The 16,901-nt window shown below is 70.5% G+C and carries 21 protein-coding genes; 10 read left to right on the plus strand and 11 right to left on the minus strand.

Annotation, left to right across the window (positions count from 1 at the left end):
- Positions 1-9: 9 nt before the first annotated feature.
- A complete protein-coding gene (gene def, locus F4561_RS12060; RefSeq protein WP_184578140.1) occupies positions 10-678 on the plus strand; it encodes a peptide deformylase in 669 nt (222 codons plus the stop codon).
- A gap of 81 nt (positions 679-759) precedes the next feature.
- On the opposite strand, the gene F4561_RS12065 is transcribed toward def, so the two are convergent.
- Positions 760-1,503 (minus strand): YdcF family protein, encoded by a 744-nt coding sequence (locus tag F4561_RS12065; protein ID WP_184578143.1) that lies wholly within the window; start codon positions 1,501-1,503, stop codon positions 760-762.
- Between the two features lie 133 nt (positions 1,504-1,636).
- Entirely contained in the window at positions 1,637-2,551 is a 915-nt protein-coding gene (locus F4561_RS12070; protein ID WP_184578146.1) for an alpha/beta fold hydrolase, read from the minus strand.
- A 304-nt stretch (positions 2,552-2,855) separates the two neighbouring features.
- On the opposite strand from F4561_RS12070, the gene F4561_RS12075 reads away from it, so the two are divergent.
- Both F4561_RS12075 and F4561_RS12080 read left to right on the plus strand, forming a co-directional pair.
- Entirely contained in the window at positions 2,856-3,380 is a 525-nt protein-coding gene (locus F4561_RS12075) for a hypothetical protein (protein ID WP_184578148.1), read from the plus strand.
- A 124-nt stretch (positions 3,381-3,504) separates the two neighbouring features.
- Complete coding sequence (locus F4561_RS12080; protein WP_184578151.1) at positions 3,505-3,894, plus strand: VOC family protein; 390 nt, start codon at positions 3,505-3,507, stop codon at positions 3,892-3,894.
- Positions 3,895-3,978: 84 nt separating this feature from the next.
- On the opposite strand, the gene soxR is transcribed toward F4561_RS12080, so the two are convergent.
- Complete coding sequence (gene soxR, locus F4561_RS12085; RefSeq protein WP_184578154.1) at positions 3,979-4,479, minus strand: redox-sensitive transcriptional activator SoxR; 501 nt, start codon at positions 4,477-4,479, stop codon at positions 3,979-3,981.
- A gap of 190 nt (positions 4,480-4,669) precedes the next feature.
- Here soxR and F4561_RS12090 point away from each other — a divergent pair, with 190 nt between their 5' ends.
- A complete protein-coding gene (locus tag F4561_RS12090) occupies positions 4,670-5,299 on the plus strand; it encodes a class I SAM-dependent DNA methyltransferase (protein WP_184578157.1) in 630 nt (209 codons plus the stop codon).
- A gap of 141 nt (positions 5,300-5,440) precedes the next feature.
- On the opposite strand, the gene F4561_RS12095 is transcribed toward F4561_RS12090, so the two are convergent.
- Positions 5,441-5,908, minus strand: a complete 468-nt coding sequence (locus F4561_RS12095; RefSeq protein ID WP_184578160.1) for a YbaK/EbsC family protein — start codon at positions 5,906-5,908, stop codon at positions 5,441-5,443.
- Between the two features lie 295 nt (positions 5,909-6,203).
- Here F4561_RS12095 and F4561_RS12100 point away from each other — a divergent pair, with 295 nt between their 5' ends.
- Both F4561_RS12100 and F4561_RS12105 read left to right on the plus strand, forming a co-directional pair.
- Positions 6,204-7,112, plus strand: coding sequence for a zinc-binding dehydrogenase (locus tag F4561_RS12100; RefSeq protein ID WP_184578162.1), 909 nt, complete (start codon positions 6,204-6,206; stop codon positions 7,110-7,112).
- 25 nt (positions 7,113-7,137) lie between these two features.
- On the plus strand, positions 7,138-8,055 hold the full coding sequence (locus F4561_RS12105) for an AraC family transcriptional regulator (protein ID WP_184578165.1): 918 nt from the start codon (positions 7,138-7,140) through the stop codon (positions 8,053-8,055).
- Here the strand turns inward: F4561_RS12105 and F4561_RS12110 are convergent.
- Both F4561_RS12110 and F4561_RS12115 read right to left on the minus strand, forming a co-directional pair.
- Positions 7,988-8,440: a DUF4158 domain-containing protein gene (locus tag F4561_RS12110; protein ID WP_184578168.1), complete on the minus strand. Its 453-nt coding sequence runs from the start codon at positions 8,438-8,440 to the stop codon at positions 7,988-7,990. The genes F4561_RS12105 and F4561_RS12110 overlap by 68 nt on opposite strands.
- Before the next feature lie 98 nt (positions 8,441-8,538).
- Positions 8,539-9,012 carry an RrF2 family transcriptional regulator gene (locus F4561_RS12115; RefSeq protein ID WP_184578171.1) on the minus strand — a complete coding sequence of 158 codons (474 nt, stop codon included), beginning with the start codon at positions 9,010-9,012 and terminating at the stop codon, positions 8,539-8,541.
- Positions 9,013-9,094: 82 nt separating this feature from the next.
- Here F4561_RS12115 and F4561_RS12120 point away from each other — a divergent pair, with 82 nt between their 5' ends.
- The gene (locus F4561_RS12120; RefSeq protein WP_184578174.1) at positions 9,095-9,829 is read left to right on the plus strand and encodes an SDR family oxidoreductase; all 735 of its coding nucleotides are present in this window, start codon (positions 9,095-9,097) and stop codon (positions 9,827-9,829) included.
- 463 nt (positions 9,830-10,292) lie between these two features.
- Here F4561_RS12120 and F4561_RS12125 read toward each other — a convergent pair whose 3' ends face one another.
- The 3 genes from F4561_RS12125 to F4561_RS12135 form a co-directional block, all read right to left on the minus strand.
- The gene (locus F4561_RS12125) at positions 10,293-11,303 is read right to left on the minus strand and encodes a pectate lyase family protein (RefSeq protein ID WP_184578177.1); all 1,011 of its coding nucleotides are present in this window, start codon (positions 11,301-11,303) and stop codon (positions 10,293-10,295) included.
- Positions 11,304-11,964: 661 nt separating this feature from the next.
- The gene (locus F4561_RS12130) at positions 11,965-12,426 is read right to left on the minus strand and encodes a VOC family protein (protein ID WP_184578180.1); all 462 of its coding nucleotides are present in this window, start codon (positions 12,424-12,426) and stop codon (positions 11,965-11,967) included.
- Positions 12,423-13,010: a DinB family protein gene (locus tag F4561_RS12135; protein ID WP_184578185.1), complete on the minus strand. Its 588-nt coding sequence runs from the start codon at positions 13,008-13,010 to the stop codon at positions 12,423-12,425. The genes F4561_RS12130 and F4561_RS12135 overlap by 4 nt, the downstream gene beginning before the upstream one ends.
- A gap of 61 nt (positions 13,011-13,071) precedes the next feature.
- On the opposite strand from F4561_RS12135, the gene F4561_RS12140 reads away from it, so the two are divergent.
- Positions 13,072-14,070: a helix-turn-helix transcriptional regulator gene (locus tag F4561_RS12140; protein ID WP_184578188.1), complete on the plus strand. Its 999-nt coding sequence runs from the start codon at positions 13,072-13,074 to the stop codon at positions 14,068-14,070.
- Between the two features lie 132 nt (positions 14,071-14,202).
- Here F4561_RS12140 and F4561_RS12145 read toward each other — a convergent pair whose 3' ends face one another.
- Together F4561_RS12145 and F4561_RS12150 are read right to left on the minus strand one after the other, a co-directional pair.
- Entirely contained in the window at positions 14,203-14,934 is a 732-nt protein-coding gene (locus F4561_RS12145) for a PIG-L deacetylase family protein (RefSeq protein WP_221445464.1), read from the minus strand.
- 177 nt (positions 14,935-15,111) lie between these two features.
- Positions 15,112-15,774 (minus strand): class I SAM-dependent methyltransferase, encoded by a 663-nt coding sequence (locus F4561_RS12150; protein WP_184578194.1) that lies wholly within the window; start codon positions 15,772-15,774, stop codon positions 15,112-15,114.
- Between the two features lie 81 nt (positions 15,775-15,855).
- Between F4561_RS12150 and F4561_RS12155 the strand changes: the two genes are divergently transcribed.
- Both F4561_RS12155 and F4561_RS12160 read left to right on the plus strand, forming a co-directional pair.
- On the plus strand, positions 15,856-16,236 hold the full coding sequence (locus F4561_RS12155; RefSeq protein ID WP_184578197.1) for a hypothetical protein: 381 nt from the start codon (positions 15,856-15,858) through the stop codon (positions 16,234-16,236).
- A 68-nt stretch (positions 16,237-16,304) separates the two neighbouring features.
- Positions 16,305-16,841 carry a MarR family winged helix-turn-helix transcriptional regulator gene (locus F4561_RS12160; RefSeq protein WP_184578200.1) on the plus strand — a complete coding sequence of 179 codons (537 nt, stop codon included), beginning with the start codon at positions 16,305-16,307 and terminating at the stop codon, positions 16,839-16,841.
- Positions 16,842-16,901 lie beyond the last annotated feature (60 nt).

The following is a 16,901-nucleotide window of genomic DNA, read 5'->3' on the forward strand; positions in this document are numbered from 1 at the left end:
GAGACACCCATGTCCGAACGGTCCACGTCGCAGCAGGACACCCACCCCCCGGTTCATGTCATGGGCGAGCCGGTGAGCTCCTACCCCGAGATGGCGCCCGAGGCCGAGCGCGGCTCGGTGCTGCGGGTGACCGTGACGGGTGAGGACGTGCTTCACCGGCGCAACCGGGAGGTGGGGGGAGACCGGTTCGGCAGCCGGGAGTTGTCCCAGCTCATCGACGACATGTTCCGCACGATGTACGTCGCCGAGGGGGTCGGGTTGGCGGCCAACCAGGTTGATGTCGACCTGCGGCTGTTCGTCTACGACTGCCTCGACGACGACGGGGTCAGGCACGTCGGCCACGTCGTCAACCCCGTCGTGGACGAGCGCGACCCCGAGACCAACCCGCTGGTGGTGGACAACGAGGGGTGCCTGTCGGTGCCCGGCCCGCACGCCGAGCTCGCCCGCCCCGAGTACGCGGTGGTGCGCGGCTTCGACAAGGACGGGAAACCGCTGGTTATCGAGGGCAGTGGGTACTTCGCTCGGTGTTTGCGGCACGAGACCGACCACACCCAGGGGCGCCTCTACACCGACCGGTTGTCCAAGCGGGAACGCAAGAAGGTTCTCGACCAGATGAGCAAGATGGTCGAGGACGTCTTCGCCCGCCGTGAGGCCAACGCGGGCCGGCTGGAAGGCTGAGCGCCCCCAACCCGAGCGCGGCGCGGTTGAGCCGGCCGGTGGTCTCGGCGGGGGTTTCAGCTCTGGTGGGCCGGTTCGGGCTCAGGGGTGTGTTCGGCTGGCCGGCGGGGAAACTCCGGTGGTGTCCGCGGCCGGGGCGGGGTCCTCGTCCACCAGGTGGGCGGTGAACCCGCGGGCCACGAGCCGCTGGTAGGCCTCCCAGACGTCGGCGGGAATCCCGACGGGGGCGCTCCAGCGACGGCGTGCGTAGATGTCGAGGCGCTGCAGGTCTCCGACCAGGAAGTGCACCAGTTCATCGGCGGGCATGCGGGGTGTGGGGTAGCCGGTGTAGCCGCCCGGGAAGCAGTGGAACGTCCATTGCGCGTCGGGCCAGTGGGTGGCTGCGGTGGCCAGGGCCCGTTGCCCCATGTAGGGCTTGGCGGTGACGATGGCGCGGGTGACCTCGATGCCGTGCTCGGTGGTGCGGGCGCGGCTGCGGGTGAAGTTCTCGGCGGTGTTGGTGGCCCGGGTTTCCAGCAGCATCGCCGAGTAGGGGACCCCGGCGGTGGTGTGGGCGGTCGCGGCGAACTCCTCGGCTTCGGGGCGGTGCCACCGTTGTTGGCCGGGTGCGCCGGCGGTGCGGCGCCCCCGCTCGCCGGAGAAAACGACGTACGGTGCGGCCCCCAGTGCCCACAGTCGGCCGGCGTGCTCCGCGACGCGGAGGTCGTGACTGCCCAGCGCGAGGATGATGTCGTGGCTGCCGGCCGTGGGGGCAGCGGGGGCGGTGTGGAAGTCCCAGAGGCGCTGCGCCAGCGCGTGGACTTCGTCGTCGAGTATGGCAACCACGTGGCCAGCCTAGGGCGTGGGCCGCGGGGGTGTCGCGGGTTTCGGGGTCGGCCGCGGGGCGCGCCCCGCGGCCGACCCCGCCGGCAGGGGCTGCCTGGTGTTCCCGGTGCGCCGGCGGGGGCGCCGGTGTGGTTCAGGCCTCGGTGGTGCTGTTCGCGTGGTCGGTGCCCAGGTGGGTGGCGACGAGTTCGGTGATGGCCGCGGCGAGGTGGTCGGGGGCCTCCAGGGGGGTCATGTGGCCCATGCCGGGAAGCTCGATGATCTGCTCGCACCGCGGCAGGACGTTGGCCATGTGGTGGGTGTGGGCGATGGGCGTGAGGCGGTCACTGGTTCCGTGCGCGAGCACGGTGGGCAGCTCCAGGGCGGCGGCGTCGCTGTCGATGTCCAGGGTGGCCAGGACGTTGCCCCAGCGGGCGCGGGTGGTGGTCGGGCAGGCGTGGACCAGGCGGGCGCACCGGTGCACCGTTTCGGGGGCGGTGTCGGGTGCCATAGCCACGTACTTGAGTCCGGCGCGCGTGATCGGGGTGTTGGGGCCCAAGGGCAGGGGAGCGGTGAGAAGGAGGCGGTGGCCGGTGGCGGTGAGGCGGCGCAACCGCGCCGGGGTGGGCAGCACGCGCGATGTGGCGGTCAGGTTGGCGCTTCCGGTGCTGGCGAGCAGGGCGGCGGCGACGCGGTCGCGTACCTGGGGGCGCCGGGCGGCGGCCATGACCGTCATGCCGCCCATGCTGTGGCCGCCGAGGACGGCTTTGCCGCCGGCGGGGACCGTGGCGTCCAGGACGGCGCTGAGGTCGTCGGCCAGTGCCGTGGTGCTGTATCCGGTGCGGGCGGGGGCGGTGCTGCGGCCGTGGCCGCGCTGGTCGTAGAGGACGACGCGGTAGTGGGGGCCCAGGGCGTCGACTACGGGTTCCCACAGGGCGGTGGAGCAGGCCCAGGCGTGGCTGAGTACGACAGTGGGGGCGTCGTCGTGGCCGTGGATCTCGGTGTGCAGGGTGACGCCGTCGGTGGAGTCGACGTTGAGCTTGGTGGGGGTTGGGCGGGGGGTGGTCAACGGTGCCTCCTGTGCCGTACCGGAGGGCGGTCGTGCGGTCGCTGTGGGGCGGGTGTTCACCCGCCATTTGTTACTGATGGGTAGTTGATGCCGCCCAAGCGTAGACCATGACAATGGCTATTGAAAGAGTTTCTTGAGTGGGGCGCCACGGCGGGCGCGCCAGAGGAGCGGCACCAGCCCGCACGTGTGGCCGCACCGGCGCGGCCGGGCCTGCCCCAGGGCGCTGGTGGCCTCGCGTGCGGTACCGTCGCGCGAGGACAACGCCCATGTCCGGGCACCGCTTGGCACCGGGAGGAACGCGCGGATGAGTGAGGACGACGCCGGCTTCGCCAGTGTCCTGGGCGAGATCCCGCTGTTCCGCCCCGCCCGGGAGGAGCGGCGCGGCCGCGTCAGCTCGACCACCCTCAACCCCGGTGACGCGCTGCCCACCAAGGTCGTCGTCGACTTCGGCTCCACCCCGGAAGGGCCCGACCTGGGCCCCGACCTGGAGATCGCAACGCGGACGTGGGACCGGCCCGATGCGCCGGGCGAACGGGAGATCCGGGGGTTCTGCGGCGAACGCGACCTCATGGAGCGGCGCACGCGCGACCCGCTCAGCGGGCAGTCGCTGGGCCTGCCCGCTGATGCGGCCTGGTCCAGCCAGACGATCGAGGTCGACGGTGTCCCGCACACCTTCACGGTGCTGGCCACGTCGCACTCCTGGGTGGCGGCGGCGCTGGTGGGCGGCTTCCTGGTCCGGGTCTTCACCCGCGCGCCCGGGCCCGAGAGCATCGCGCTGCGCCGCATCACCTCGATGAGCGAGCTGGAGCAGGTGCGCGGGCGCGGGTGAGCCGGCCCGAAGGGCTGGGTAGGTTCGCCCCGCGGGCCCACGCGCCCACGCAGGTAGCCACCACACAGCGAAAGGGGACGGCGGTGCCCCGGCCCGCGGGGCAGGGGCGCTCGCCACGAGGTGCATGATCCACGTTCTCGCCAGCCGTATCCTGCTGCGACCCACCGACCTCGAACGCAGCCGCGCCTTCTACCGCGATGCGCTTGGCCTGGCCATCTTCCGCGAGTTCGGCACGGGCGAGCAGCGGGGCACCGTCTTCTTCCTCGGCGGGGGGTTCCTCGAACTGTCCGGGCACTCCAGCCGGCCACCCGAGCCAAACGCGACCCAGCTCTGGCTTCAGGTGCCCGACATCGCCGAGGCAGAGCGCGAACTGCGGGAACGCGGGGTGCCGGTGCTGCGTGAACCCCGCAAGGAACCCTGGGGGTTGGTGGAAATGCATATCGCCGATCCGGACGGCCTCAGGATTTTCATCGTCGAGGTGCCCGAGGACCACCCCATGCGCCACCGCCCCTGACCCGTTGCCCCCACCCTGTGGGCCTGCCAGAGTCCACGGGAGGCCGGATGTAGCGGCCCCCCCGCGCCTGGGCGACGCCCAGTGTCAGCAGCTCTGCGGCGAATGCGGGTCGCGATCGCCCAGCGAGGCCTTGGTGAGCAGCCGGCGCGGCCCGGGCCCCTCCTCGCCGCACTGGTCGTACGGGTTGGACAGGGCGCAGGTGTCCAGCGAGAGGCAGCCGCAGCCGATGCAGCCGGTGAGGTCGTCGCGGAGCCGCTGAAGCTGGTCGATGCGGTTGTCGAGCTCGTCGCGCCACCCCTCCGAGAGGTGCGCCCAGTCCTCGCGGGTGGGCGTGCGCGCGTCGGGCAATTCCGCCAGGGCGTCGTGGATGCGGCTCAACGGGATGCCCACCCGCTGGGAGACCCGGATGAACGCGATCCGGCGCAGCGTGTCGCGCCGGTAGCGGCGCTGGTTGCCCGCGGTCCGGCGGCTGTGGATCAGCCCTTGCCGCTCGTAGTAGTGCAGCGCCGAAACCGCCACACCACTGCGTTCGGCTACCTGGCCAACCGTGAGCTCTTTGCGTCTCCAGGTGGCATCGGTGGTCATTGGTCGCCCCCTCAACACTGACCTAAATTCCAGTTGAGGTTACTTGGTCCGCGGTGCCCCCGACAACGCAAAACCCCCCGCCAGACGTGGCCTGATCAGGCCAATTGTGTGCTGGGGGCGGTGGATTGCCGCTCAGTGGGGTGCTGCATACTCGCTCGGGGGAGCGTCGGACAGCAGTGCGGAGGGCATCGTGACCAAGCCGAACAACCGGTGGAGTGAGCTGACCGGGGGCCAGAGCGGACAACGCTACGCCGAACGGTTCGCCGAGCTCGCCCGCACCGGTGTTGACGTGCACGGGGAAGCCCGGTTCTGCGGGGCGCTACTCGATCCGGGGTCGCGGGTTCTGGACGCCGGGTGCGGCACCGGCCGGGTCGCGGTCTGGCTGGCCGACAACGGCCACCGCTGCGTGGGTGTGGACTCCGACGCCTCCATGCTCGCCGAGGCGCGCCGCAGTCCCGCGGACGTGTCCTGGATCCAGGCCGACCTGTGCGACGTTGCCACGCTGGGGTTGGAACCGGACTTCGACATGGTGGTGGTCGCCGGCAACGTGATCCCGCTGCTGGCCGCCGGCACCGGCGCCCGGGTGGTCGCCGCTCTGGCCTCACTGCTGCGGCCGGGCGGGCTGCAGGTCGCCGGGTTCGGACTCGACGCCGAGCACCTGCCGTTGTCCTCGGCGCCGGTGGGGTTGGCCGACTATGACGCGTGGTGCGCCGCGGCCGGGCTGTCGCTGGTGCAGCGGTGCGCCACTTGGCAGGGCGAGCCCTACGCCGGCGGGGGCTACGCCGTCAGCGTGCACGAACGCGGCGCTCCCCTGGCGTGACCGGCATAGGAGAGCGGGCGTGGCCTGGCTCTCGCAGCGCAGCGGGCCGTTGGAGGGAAGGCCCCTAGCAGGTCGAGGCCACGGCCCTCGGTGCTGGTGTGAACGCGGCGCGTTCGCACGTCGGCTCCGCCCGCCAATGCCTCAGGCACCGATGTCAGCGGGGCTGCCATCGGTCATGGCCACAAGCTCGTCGAACGTCGTGCGGAACACGGTGCGCGGGTGGCCGGCCGCCGCCCACACGTGGGGGTGGTTGGCCAGCCGGGTGTCAACGACCGTGGTGATCGCTTGGGGGTGGCCGACAGGCGCGACACCGCCGATGGGTTGACCGGTGGCCTCGCGCACGAAGTCGGGGGTGGCCCTGGTGACCGCGGAGGCGCCCACGAGAGCGGCGACCTTGGCCGTCTCGACCCGGTGGCCCCCGCTGGCGATCACCAGGACCGGCGCGCCGTCGCCGTCGAAGACGAGGCTGTTGGCGATCGCGGCGACATCGCACCCGAGCTGGGCAGCGGCGCTGGCGGCGTTGGGGGCCGCCTCGGGCAGTGTGGTGATCTCGCTGGCCGCGTTGGCCTCGGTGAGGATCGCGGCGACTCGTTCCACCGTGGCGTTCATGGCTGCACTGTAGCGGGACCACACGCTGGCGTTCACATTCCCCTCCGACACCTCAAGATAACCACACCGCCGGGCTTGTCTTTGCCCGCCACAGCTTCATCCACCGGATGCGTGCAGAGCTCGACGCCGCGCGCGAGCCGCACTGATACAGATCGTCAACTGATCGGCTCGCACGGGACTGGTCGCTGTGCTGGTCCTGCGTAGGGTTTCAAGGAGGCGGCAGTGCGGCGTTCGCGCACTCCGTCCGCTGCCGCGCCGAGTGTTCAGGCGCATCCACGAGAGAAGGAAACACACCATGCGCGCCCTTGTGGTCGATCACGGCGAGACCGGTCCCGTCCGGTTCGCCGATGTCGATGAGCCCGTGCCGTCCAGCGACGAGGCGTTGGTCGAGATACGGCACATCGGTCTCAACTTCGGAGAGCTGAATTACGCGCACCAGTGGCCGGCCGGCGCTGTGCACGGTCACGACGCGGCCGGCGTCGTGGTGCGCGCCGCATCCGACGGCTCGGGGCCACCCGAAGGTACGCGCGTCGCGCTGGGGATGTCTTCCCACTCGTGGGCGGAGCGGGTGGCAGTCAGCCCCGCCTCGCTCGGCACCGTCCCCGAGGGCGTGGATCTGGCTGACGGTGCCGCGCTGGGGATCGCCGGAGTCACCGCACTGCGGGTGCTGCGCAAGCGTTCCCTGCTGGCGCGCAACGTCCTGGTCACCGGCTCCAGCGGGGGCGTGGGGCACTTCGCCGTCCAGTTGGCGGCACTGGCGGGCGCCCGGGTGACGGCACTCGTGGGTTCGCGGGACCGGGCCGCCGGACTCCGCGAACTCGGGGCCGACGAGGTCCTGACCGACCTGGCCGAGACCGAGTACCGGTTCGACCTCGTCCTGGACACGGTCGGTGGGCCGCTGGTGGCCCAGGCGTGGAGTTCCCTCGCCGAGGGCGGCACCATCCACGTGGTCGGCTACTCCTCGGGGCAGGACACCACGTTCCCGTCAGGGGTCTTGTTCGGCTTCGGCGAACCCCGCAGCATCGCCACCTACGGCGACATGACGCCGACCAGCGGGGAGCTGACGGACCTGCTGGGCCTCATGGCCGCCGGGCGGCTCTCGGCACCGGTCGGGCTGCGAGGCGACTGGCAGGACGTGGACGACGCCGTCCAGGCGCTGTTCGCGCGGAAGGTGCACGGAAAGATCGTTCTTGACGTGGTCTAAGACGCCCGTCGACGAGAATGGAACGATGGACGTACTCGCGGAGGCCTTGCGTGTATCGGGTGCGCGAGGGGCGCTCGGGGTCGTGCTGAAGGCCGGAGGAACCTGGGGCCTGTGGCTGGACTCCTATCCGGGAGCGGCACTGCACGTGGTGTCCCGTGGCACGATGTGGCTCCACGTCCCGGGCGGGAAACCCCTGGAGGTGCAGGCAGGAGACGCCGTCCTGTTGTCGCCGGGCACCGCCCACGGGATAGCCGGCGGGTCCAGTACGACGATGGGTCCCTGTGACCGGAAGGCGACGGTCCAGGCCCTCACCGACGGCAGCGCCCTGCACCTGGGCTCGACGCCGGCGCAGACGGAGGTGCTCGTCCTGCGCTATGAGCAGGACCCGGAGGTGAGTACGCCGGTGCTCACCTCCCTCGTCCGGCCGATGCACGTCACGAGCCGGGAGAACGCACAGCTCAGAAAGACCGTCGAGCTTCTCACGGCGGAGCTCGCGCAGCCGCAGATCGGCACCACCGCCGCCGTCAACAGCATCGTCGACCTTCTGCTCATCCAGTTCGTACGCGTCTGGCTGGCCCGCCACCCGGAGAAGCAGTCCGGCTCATGGCTGGGCGCGATGCGTGATCCGGTCGTGCGCGACGCCCTGGTATGTGTCCATGCCCGACCGGAACACCCCTGGACCACCGAGTCCCTGGCGTCCGCGACGGCGGTCTCCCGGGCGACGCTGTCCAGGCATTTCCGGTCCGCCCTCGGACAGACGCCGGGCGCGTACGTGACGCAGTGGCGCATGGACCTGGCATCCGTCCGGCTCCGCGACACCGACGAGCCGGTCGAGTCGATCTCCGGCGCGGTCGGCTACGCCACTCCGCACGCTTTCAGCCGTGCCTTCCGACGTGCCCGAGGCATGCCCCCGGGCGAGTACCGTTCTCGACTTCGCGAGTGATCGCAGGCAGGCGATCACCGGCAACATGGGCCTTGAACATCGACAACCCGTCCTCACCCACCGCCACCAGCGCCGCAAGACGCGCCCGGCCCTCCTCACCCAGCCGCTCACAGATCCCAGCGAAGATCTCCCGGTTCACCTCAGCCCGGATGGTCGCGGCCAGCTCGTCCAGCGTGGTGAACCCCGGCAGCTCCACCGGCGCCTCCACCAACCGCTCCAAGGCGGCGTTGATCAGATCCGGCGGGTAGTTCTTCGCCCGCGCCGCCGTGCGGGTGGTGTCCGCGGCGATGCTTTGAGCCAGCTTCGGGGCGTAGGTCACCCCCCAGGCGCTGACCTGCCCGTTGCTCCTTTCCGGCTTATCTTGTCCGCCCCCTTCGATGGTCACGGCACGGGGAATTCGCCATGTGCTGAACTGTTCTCCGCCCGCTCGGCGGAGGTCAATGGGACGCGGCAACGCCGCGCGAACCGGTCCGGTGCCCGGCGTCAGCGCGAGTGCGCCAGACGCGCGCGGGTGCGCTGGGGCGCTCCGGAGGGCAGCGTGGCCAGGATGTCGGCGAGCGAGACCGCGGCGAGGCTGCTCCGCCACGCCTCGTGGGCCTCGGCCATCTTTTCGGCGAGAACGCAGGTTCTGCGGCACTGCTCGGGGGAGAGCGCCCCGAGTCCTTGCTGCCGGATCTCGCGGCACTGGTAGGGGGCCGCCGCCCCGTCGACCGCCTCGACGATTTGCAGCAGCGTGACCTCGCCGGCGGACCGCGCGAGCCGGAACCCGCCCCGAGGCCCCGTCGTCGCGTCCAGCACGCCGGCTCTGACCAGGGTCTGCAACTGCTTGGCGAGGTAGGGCGCCGGCAGGTCGAAGTACATGGCGAGCTGGGCCGCCGAAGCGGTGGAATCCGGCTCGAGCTGCGCCAGTGTCGTGGCGCAGTGCAGCACCCATTCGGTACTGGAGGGCAACTTCATACCCCCCACCATATCGTGTATATTATGGATCTATTTAGTCCGAGATAGGGGCATGGGTGCCCCCGAAGAAAGGACGAGCACCATGCGGATCGCAGTCGCCGGGGCGACGGGCAACATCGGTTCACGCACCGCCGCGGCTCTCGAACGGGACGGGCATGACGTGGTGCGCATCAGCCGCGCCCACGGTGTGGACCTGCTGACCGGTGAAGGGCTGGATGACGCCCTCAGCGGCGCTGACGCGGTCGTCGACGCCACCAATGGGCCCGGGGCCGACGAGGTGGCCTACCTCGGCGCCATGACCCGCAGCCTGCTCGCGGCTGAGGAGCGCGCCGGTGTGCGGCACCACGTCCTGCTCTCGATCGTGGGGATCGACCGGGTCGAGGGCAACGCGCACTACGCCGGCAAGTTGGAGCAGGAACGCCTGGTCACCGCCGGAACGGTGGGGTGGACGATCGTCCGGGCCACCCAGTTCCACGACTTCGCCGCGATGGTGACCAGCTGGACCGAACAGGACGGTGCGGCCACGCTCGCGCCGCTGCTCGTGCAGCCGATCGCGCCCGCCGATACCGGCGAGATCCTCGCCGAGACCGCCGTGGGCGAGCCGCGGCGCGGCCACATCGAGATCGCCGGCCCCGAGACTCAGGACCTCGTCGACATGGCCCGGCGCACCAACGAAGCACGCGGCCGCACCGTGCGGCTCGTGCCAACATGGTCGGCGGTGTTCGGCCCGACGATGGCCGGAAACGTGCTGCTGCCCAGTGAGGGCGCCCGCATCGCGCCGACCACCTTCGAGACGTGGCTCGCCGAACAGCGCTAGCGGACCACGCACGCTGAGCCGCCGGCCCGTGGCGCCTTGCTCGGCAACAACCGTCACCGGGGCCGATCTGGCCGCACAGGCGAGACTGGGGGGCAGAAAACGCACGTTTTCTGCCCCACCACGATGCCGCGCAAGATTGGCTCGGCTGATTCGTGAGGCAGTGGCCCTGGACGGATTCACCCTTTCCGCGAAAGGGCGCCGGAACACTTTCCCGATTCTTCCGTCGACGTTCCCGGGGATCGGAATCACCGGCCGCGTGCTGGTTTTCCGGGCGCACGGGACATGCGCGGCGCGGTGCGCGACACAGGCGCTATCCAGGCGTGCCCGGTGGCCGGTTTCCCCGGGGATAGCGCACACACGCCTGGAAATCGCATACACGCTCGGCCGGGTGGGACTTCCCATGCGACACGTGGCCCCGAGCCCCACCCGGCGTGCTCACCCGGTGAGGGGCGAGCGCGAAAGGTTAGAGATTGCCGGCGCCGGCGCCCTCGGAGACGATGGCCGGGATCTCCTCGGCATCGTCGGGTGCGTAGTCGTAGGGCACGGGCTCGACGTCGCCCTCGGTCTCGGGCTCACCGGAGCCCTCGAAGACGTTGCCGGTGGCGACCAGCCGCCCGGCGTCAGAGGACGCGTAGCCGACGTGGGTGGGGTTGTCGACGTTCTCGAAGTAGTTGGCCTCGACGAGGACACCGGCGTCCATGGTCGAGGCGACACCGTACTCTTCGTTGTCGCGGTAGTAGTTGTTGAACACGTGCACGGTCTCACCGAAGCGCACCCGCGGGTGGCGGCTGTCGCTGCCGTCGAAGAAGTTGTGGTGGTAGGTCACCCGCAGGTGCCCGCTGTCCTCGGTGTGGTCGTCGGAGTGCCCCAGCAGCATCGACTTGGAATGGTCGAAGACATGGTTCCACGAGACGGTGACGAAGTCGGACTCGCGCTTGATGTCGACCGCGCCGTCGTAACCGTTGCTGAAGCTGTTGTGGTCGATCCAGACGTTGGTCGAGCCCTCCTGGACGTTGATGGCGTCGTCGTCCCAGTCGGCGAAGTTGATGTTTTGGATGATGACGTTGTCGGCCTCGTCGACGTCGATACCGCCGCCGGTGATCGAGGCCTCAGGCCCCACCCCGATGACGGTCTTGTCGGAGGCCACGTCGTTCATCCCGTCGAGCTCGACGGTGCCCTCGACCTCAATGGTCATCGGGTCCTGGCCCGTCATCTCCGCTGCGAGCTCGTCTCCGCTGCTCACCCGGACGGTGCCGCCATCCGCGCCGCCTGTGGTCCCGCCGTTCTCGGCGGCCCATCCGGTGGGTTCACCGACGAGCGGGGAGGGGTCGGCGACACTCTGCGCGGTGGGGGCCTCGGTCGAAGCGGACAGCGCACTGGCGATCAGCGCCGCACCGGCACCGAGAGCGACGAACGCTCCAGCGCTGGTGAGAGTCCCTATCCGTCTCCGGTTCGCGTGCTGGTTGGTCCGCATGGCGCGGCTTCTCCTTATGTGGGGGTCCAGGATCTTGGGAAGCGCTTTCCAATGCGTTGGAATCTAGGACACGAAATCCAGAATGTCAATGCGGTCAGCGCCAATCCGGCCATCCCAGCCAATCCTTTGGTGTTGTGCCATGTCATATGGCTGGAATCGGCGGGCCGGCGCACTCGATGGTCCCCGCGCCGCCCGAAAATGCGGCACACCGCAACGAGAGGCGGCACTTCACCCAAAAATCGCAGGTCACCAGGATAAACGGAAATGCCAGCGCCGAGAGCGAATTGGGCATTCGCCGCGTGCCCTCGAATAATGCCAGCACTTTGGCGAATGCCCAGGCACAATGCGCGCCACCAGTGCGCAACGACACGGCGGCGGCTGAGCTCCCGGTGAGCGCCCGAGCCGGCCCACCTTCTTCGAACCGCGACGCGGAGGTGGCAGTCGCCCGCGCCCGGACCGATGCGCTGGGAGCCGCCCCCCCCCCGGTCTTCCCGCCGCAGCGCCGTACGCGCCCACCCCCTGGAGCAAGCCAACCGGGCCGGCGACGCGACAACCAGGGACTCCCGGTGTCTGTGAGCACGGCTGGCGGGAGCCGGCTCGGCGCCGCCGGCTTTCCCAGCCCCCGACCAGCCGGGCTTTCGCGACTACCGCTGGGCTGTTCTCAGTCGAGGCAGAACTCGTTGCCTTCGGGGTCGGTCATCACGATGTGGCCGGCGCTCAGCGGGGGCTCGGGATCGTAGCGGCGTACCCGCGTCGCTCCCAGCGCGACGAGCCGGTCGCACTCGGCCTCCAGCGCCGCCATCCGCTGCTCGCCCTGCAGTCCGGGAGCCGCGCGGACGTCGAGGTGAATACGGTTCTTTGCGGTTTTGCCCTCCGGTACCTGCTGGAAGAACAGCCGTGGGCCGTGCCCATCCGGGTCCTCGGTGGCCGATTTCGTGTTGCGCTGCTCCTCGGGTACGCCGATTCGGGCGAGGAAGTCGTCCCAGGCGGCCAGCGGGTCGGCGCCCTCGGGCAGGTCGACTCCGGGCGGGCCGGGATGGATGTAGCCCAATGCGTCGCGCCAGAAGGACGACAGCGCCCGCGGGTCGTGGGCGTCGAAGGTGATCTGGATGTGGCGGCTCATCGGGTTGCTCCGTTCGTAGCGGGTTGTGTGTGCAGGTAGAGGTCGCGCAACAGGCAGACCTCGGAGAGGTGGTGGATCAGCTCGCGGTGGATGTGCAGCACCAGGTCTGCCATGGGTGCCGCGGGGAAGGGTTCCTTCGCGCCCATCGGAGCTGGGAGCCCGGCCTCGCCGAGGCCGCGCACCCCGGTCAGCCAGACGTCGAGCTGGGCCTGGAGCTGGTCGAGGGCGGCGGCCGCGCTGCCGGCGTAGTCCCAGGTCTCATACGAGGCCGCCGGCGCGCCGAAATGCGCCGCGTTGCGCGCGGCGAGCACACCGACGATGACGTGACCGAGTCGCCAGGCGATCGTGGTGAAGGCAGCAGGGGCCGGCGCGGGGAAAGCGTGGTCCATCGTGAAGTCGCCGGCGCCGAGCTGTAAGGGCGCCGTGGAGCTGCCGCGCGGCCGTACGCTCCAGGCGTCCGGTACCGGCGACCAGAAGTACTCGTCGTCGGTGAGGCCGTCGAGCCGGGCTCGGAGCTGGTGGTTCCAGTGGACCTCCCACTGTCCGCGCAGCGTTGGGTTCCAGTCGGGTTCGTCTGCGTTCATGGCACCACCCTGGCGCCGGTGGCGGACAGGATCGGTCCGCTATTTCTGGCAGGGTGGCGCCATGGACGTGGCAGGCGATGACGAGCGGGGGACGACGGAGCGGGTGCTCGCCCTCTTGGGGCTGCTGCAGCAGCGCCAGGTCTGGACCGGCCCTGAGCTCGCCGATCGGCTCGGGGTTACGCCGCGCACGGTACGGCGGGATGTCGAGCGGCTGCGCACGCTTGGCTACCCGGTGCATGCCAGCCAGGGCGTGGGCGGCGGCTACCAGCTCGGGCCGGGCCAGGACCTACCGCCGCTGCTTCTTGACGATGAGGAGGCGATCGCCACCGCGGTTTCGCTGCTTGTCGGCGCGGGTGGTGCGGTTGCCAGCGCCGGCGGCGCCGCGCTGCGGGCGCTGACCAAGCTCGACCGGGTGCTACCCACCCGGTTGCGGCGTGAGGTGCGTGCGCTCTCCGGTTCGGTGGAGTCCTTCGGTGCGGGCCGCACACCGGTCGATGCCGAGGCGCTCATGGTGCTGGCCAGGGCCTGCCGCGACGAAGTCGAGGTCGGTTTCGGCTATCCGTCCGGGAAGGGGGTGCGGGGGCGGCGGGCCGAGCCTTACCGCCTGGTCGCCTCCGAGCAGCGCTGGTATCTCCTGGCCTACGATCTCGATCGCGACGACTGGCGCAGCTTCCGCGTCGACCGGATGACCGGTGTGTCCGCGCGGACCTGGCGTTTCCGCCCGCGCGCGGCGCCCGATGCGGCGAGGTACGTGCAGGAGGGTGTGGCCAGTCGGGTCTATCCGCACCAGGCGCGCTTCCTGGTGCGCGCTCCGGCGGAGACGGTGCGCGCGCAGGTTCCGGCGTCGGCGGCAGTCGTGCACCCGCGTGGGAGCACGCTTTGCGAGGTGCTCAGTGGCGCCGCCAGCCTCGACTTCGTGCTCATGCACGTGCTGCTGCTGGGGCACGACTTCGAGGTCCTCGACCCTCCAGAGCTCGCGAGGCGCTGTCGGGCGCTGGCGCAGAGGCTGCTGTCGGCCGGTGCGTCGATCCCGCCGGGTCCGGAGCCGGAGGAGCCATGAAGTCGCTGGCCATGCCAGCTTCGGGGGGCGCCTGCGCTGCCTCTGTTCCGGGTATGCCGATCCGGTGCCCGGCTTCGCCATCCTGAACCTTCCGTCCGGCGTGCGGCGCACCGAGCGCCGGGGTGGGGAGGCTCAGCGCGGGAACAGTTCGAAGGCGACAGCGGGCCGGTCGCCGAAGCGGGGTGCGGCGCTCCCGGTGATCTGGTGCAGCACGTGGCGGCTGTAGGCCTCGGGGTCGGTCTCGGTGAGCGCCTCGATGTAGGTGCGGTGCTCCAGTAGGGAGCGCACGCCGCGTTCGAAACCCTCGGTTACGTCGACGGCGTGGGTGGGATACGGGGAGCCGGCGACCGCGACCCAGCGCACGCCGTCCCACGGCAGTAGCCCATTGTCGGCCAGTTCGGGGAAGATCCACCGGTTGCCGGCGTCAGCGGCGGCGTCCAGTGCCGCTCGGCCCACAGCGCGGTGGTCCGGTGTGTTCCAGGCGGTTCCGCCCCAGGTGTCGTGGTGGTTGATGGTCACCACGAGGTCGGGGCGGTGGGCGCGGATCGCCGCGGTGAGGTCGCGGCGCAGCGCGGGACCGTACTCGATCACCCCGTCGCGGTGGTCGAGGAACTCCACCAGGGAGACTCCGACCACGTGCGCGCTGGCCCGTTGTTCGCGTTCGCGCAGCTCCGTCGCCTCCTGCGGCGAGACCCCGTCGATGCCGGCCTCTCCGCGTGTGGCGAGGACGTAGCCGACCTCGCGGCTCTCGTCGAGCCAGGTGGCGACTGCGGCGGCAGTGCCGTATTCGACGTCGTCGGGGTGGGCGACGATTGCCAGTGCCCGGCGCCAGTCGGTGGGCATCGGCTCGAGTTGCTCGGTCAATGCGTCCCCCGTTGTGTCTCGGTTGTGCCTGTGGGCCTGGTCCGCGCTTCTTGACATTACCCCAGCCGCGGTCGCGCGGGGCGGCGGTTCGCGGTGTTGCTCGCGTCATCGAGGGCGTGGTGGTGGGCGGGGCCGGCCGCTTCGGTTGGGCGGACACGGACCGTTCCGGTTTCGGGGTCAGTGCGGACCATCGTTGGCGGGGCGGTCATATACCAATGAGTAGCGCCAGAAGAGGCGTCGGTGTATCCGCGATCCGGGAAGTTCCGCGGCCGCTCGCGCCCTGATCTCGTCGAGTGTTTCGCTGGGAGCGGCGGTCGGCGCTCTCATGTGTGGCGGCAGGCGCCGCGCGCAGGTCGGATGCTTGAGGAACCCCATGGCCAGGTTGGCGATGGTGGCGACCGCCGATACGAGGGTGTCTGCCGCGCCGGTCTGCCGGTAGCACCCGATGATGACGAGACGGCCGCCAGGGGAGAGGTGGGCGCGCAGGTCCTGCAAGGTCGTGGTGAGTGGGAGGTGGTGCAGCACGGCGACGAGGGTGATGGCGTCCCACTGCCGGCGCGGGTCGTGGTCGGCGAAACTGACTGGCTCGATCGTGACCGTGTTGCTGCCGGCGAAGCGGTCTGCGGCGATGCGCGCGGTGGCGGTGTCCGGTTCGAGGCCGGTGACCGATGCGGCCTGGAGCCGGAGGCGGTCGATCAGGTTGCCCGTGCCGCAGCCGACGTCGAGAACGTGGTGTGCTCGGCTCGACGCGACCCGGTCGGCGACCCAGCGGCCGTAGAAGTCGTTGTGGCTCCAGGGGTGCCGTTGGTTGAACCGGTCGATCGAGGCCAGGAGCGCCATCCCGACACGGTAGCCAATGCGCGGCGGCGGCCGTCGGCGGTGCCGGGCCTTGGTTCCGCGTGGTGGGATAGCGTTCCGCGAATGACCGACTTCTGGTTGCCGCCGGACTCACTGGTCGCGGGGAGCATCACGGAGTTCTGGACGACGGTCCCGCTGCGGATCCCGGCGGGCTGGACTGTGCACCGGAACATCTTCGCGGCACGCCGGCTGCCTTCGGGGAGGTACGAGGCCGAAGACTCCGAAGACCTGTTCTGGGCCACCACTCGCCTTTCGGTGGAGGCGGCGGGGGAGGAGGTCCATCTGGATGCGGGGTGGTACCGGACGCATTTCCGGTTGGTGGTCTTCGTGCACGGCTGGGACGACATCCGTCAGGACCATTGGACGGCGGATCTGGGGGACTTCGTCACCACCCTGGAGTCCTGGCTGGCATCGAACCTGCTGGGCGGGGGGCCGGTGAACTGACCTGTCAGTCGCAGCCACCCGTCGTGGGAGGCATTGAATTTCATGAACCATGCATGTAATCATGTTGCATGCATGAAACGCAGCGCACCGCCAACCTGCTCGGCGCGACCGCGCTGGCCCTGACCGACCTGACCCTGGGCGATGTGACCACGGCGGCCGGCCTGAGCGCGAGCGGAGCCGCCGCGCTGGTGACCCTGTCCGCCAACCCCGGCGTGAGCGTGACCGAGCTGGGACGCAGAGTGGGGCTGACCCAGTCCGCCGCGGCGCGGATGGTCGACTCGCTCGAAGCCGACGGACTGGTGGAGCGCCGATCCACCCCGGTCAGCAGGAAGCTGTCGGCCGTCCACCCGACACCGGCCGGCCAGCGGAGCACCCAGCGGCTGCTCGCCGCGCGCGCCAACCCGCTCGCCGATGTTGTCGCCAGCCTCGACGCCGAAGACCAGCGCGCCCTGGCCGGTGTGCTGCCCAAGGTGCTGAGCCGGCTCTACGAGCGCATCGGCGACGCCCAGTACATGTGCCGGCTGTGCGACCGGACCTGCTGCAAGGCGGGCGCGGCGTGCCCGGTCGGAGAGGCCGAACGCCAGCAACACGAGATCTCGGGGTGAGCGCGCGCCACCGCGGAAGAGGCCCGCTGGATGTGCGCGACCGAGGAGAGGAACCGTACG

It is taken from the genome of Lipingzhangella halophila (genome assembly GCF_014203805.1).
Lineage (GTDB): Bacteria > Actinomycetota > Actinomycetes > Streptosporangiales > Streptosporangiaceae > Lipingzhangella > Lipingzhangella halophila.

What these genes read in the sequence shown, in the direction of transcription:
- def (WP_184578140.1), top strand. Translation starts at nt 10, where the DNA reads ATGTCCGAACGGTCCACGTCGCAGCAGGACACCCACCCCCCGGTTCAT.
- F4561_RS12075 (WP_184578148.1), top strand. Translation starts at nt 2,856, where the DNA reads ATGAGTGAGGACGACGCCGGCTTCGCCAGTGTCCTGGGCGAGATCCCG.
- F4561_RS12080 (WP_184578151.1), top strand. Translation starts at nt 3,505, where the DNA reads ATGATCCACGTTCTCGCCAGCCGTATCCTGCTGCGACCCACCGACCTC.
- soxR (WP_184578154.1), bottom strand. Translation starts at nt 4,479, where the DNA reads ATGACCACCGATGCCACCTGGAGACGCAAAGAGCTCACGGTTGGCCAG.
- F4561_RS12095 (WP_184578160.1), bottom strand. Translation starts at nt 5,908, where the DNA reads ATGAACGCCACGGTGGAACGAGTCGCCGCGATCCTCACCGAGGCCAAC.
- F4561_RS12100 (WP_184578162.1), top strand. Translation starts at nt 6,204, where the DNA reads ATGCGCGCCCTTGTGGTCGATCACGGCGAGACCGGTCCCGTCCGGTTC.
- F4561_RS12105 (WP_184578165.1), top strand. Translation starts at nt 7,138, where the DNA reads ATGGACGTACTCGCGGAGGCCTTGCGTGTATCGGGTGCGCGAGGGGCG.
- F4561_RS12115 (WP_184578171.1), bottom strand. Translation starts at nt 9,012, where the DNA reads ATGAAGTTGCCCTCCAGTACCGAATGGGTGCTGCACTGCGCCACGACA.
- F4561_RS12120 (WP_184578174.1), top strand. Translation starts at nt 9,095, where the DNA reads ATGCGGATCGCAGTCGCCGGGGCGACGGGCAACATCGGTTCACGCACC.
- F4561_RS12125 (WP_184578177.1), bottom strand. Translation starts at nt 11,303, where the DNA reads ATGCGGACCAACCAGCACGCGAACCGGAGACGGATAGGGACTCTCACC.
- F4561_RS12130 (WP_184578180.1), bottom strand. Translation starts at nt 12,426, where the DNA reads ATGAGCCGCCACATCCAGATCACCTTCGACGCCCACGACCCGCGGGCG.
- F4561_RS12135 (WP_184578185.1), bottom strand. Translation starts at nt 13,010, where the DNA reads ATGAACGCAGACGAACCCGACTGGAACCCAACGCTGCGCGGACAGTGG.
- F4561_RS12140 (WP_184578188.1), top strand. Translation starts at nt 13,072, where the DNA reads ATGGACGTGGCAGGCGATGACGAGCGGGGGACGACGGAGCGGGTGCTC.
- F4561_RS12150 (WP_184578194.1), bottom strand. Translation starts at nt 15,774, where the DNA reads ATGGCGCTCCTGGCCTCGATCGACCGGTTCAACCAACGGCACCCCTGG.
- F4561_RS12155 (WP_184578197.1), top strand. Translation starts at nt 15,856, where the DNA reads ATGACCGACTTCTGGTTGCCGCCGGACTCACTGGTCGCGGGGAGCATC.
- F4561_RS12160 (WP_184578200.1), top strand. Translation starts at nt 16,305, where the DNA reads ATGCATGAAACGCAGCGCACCGCCAACCTGCTCGGCGCGACCGCGCTG.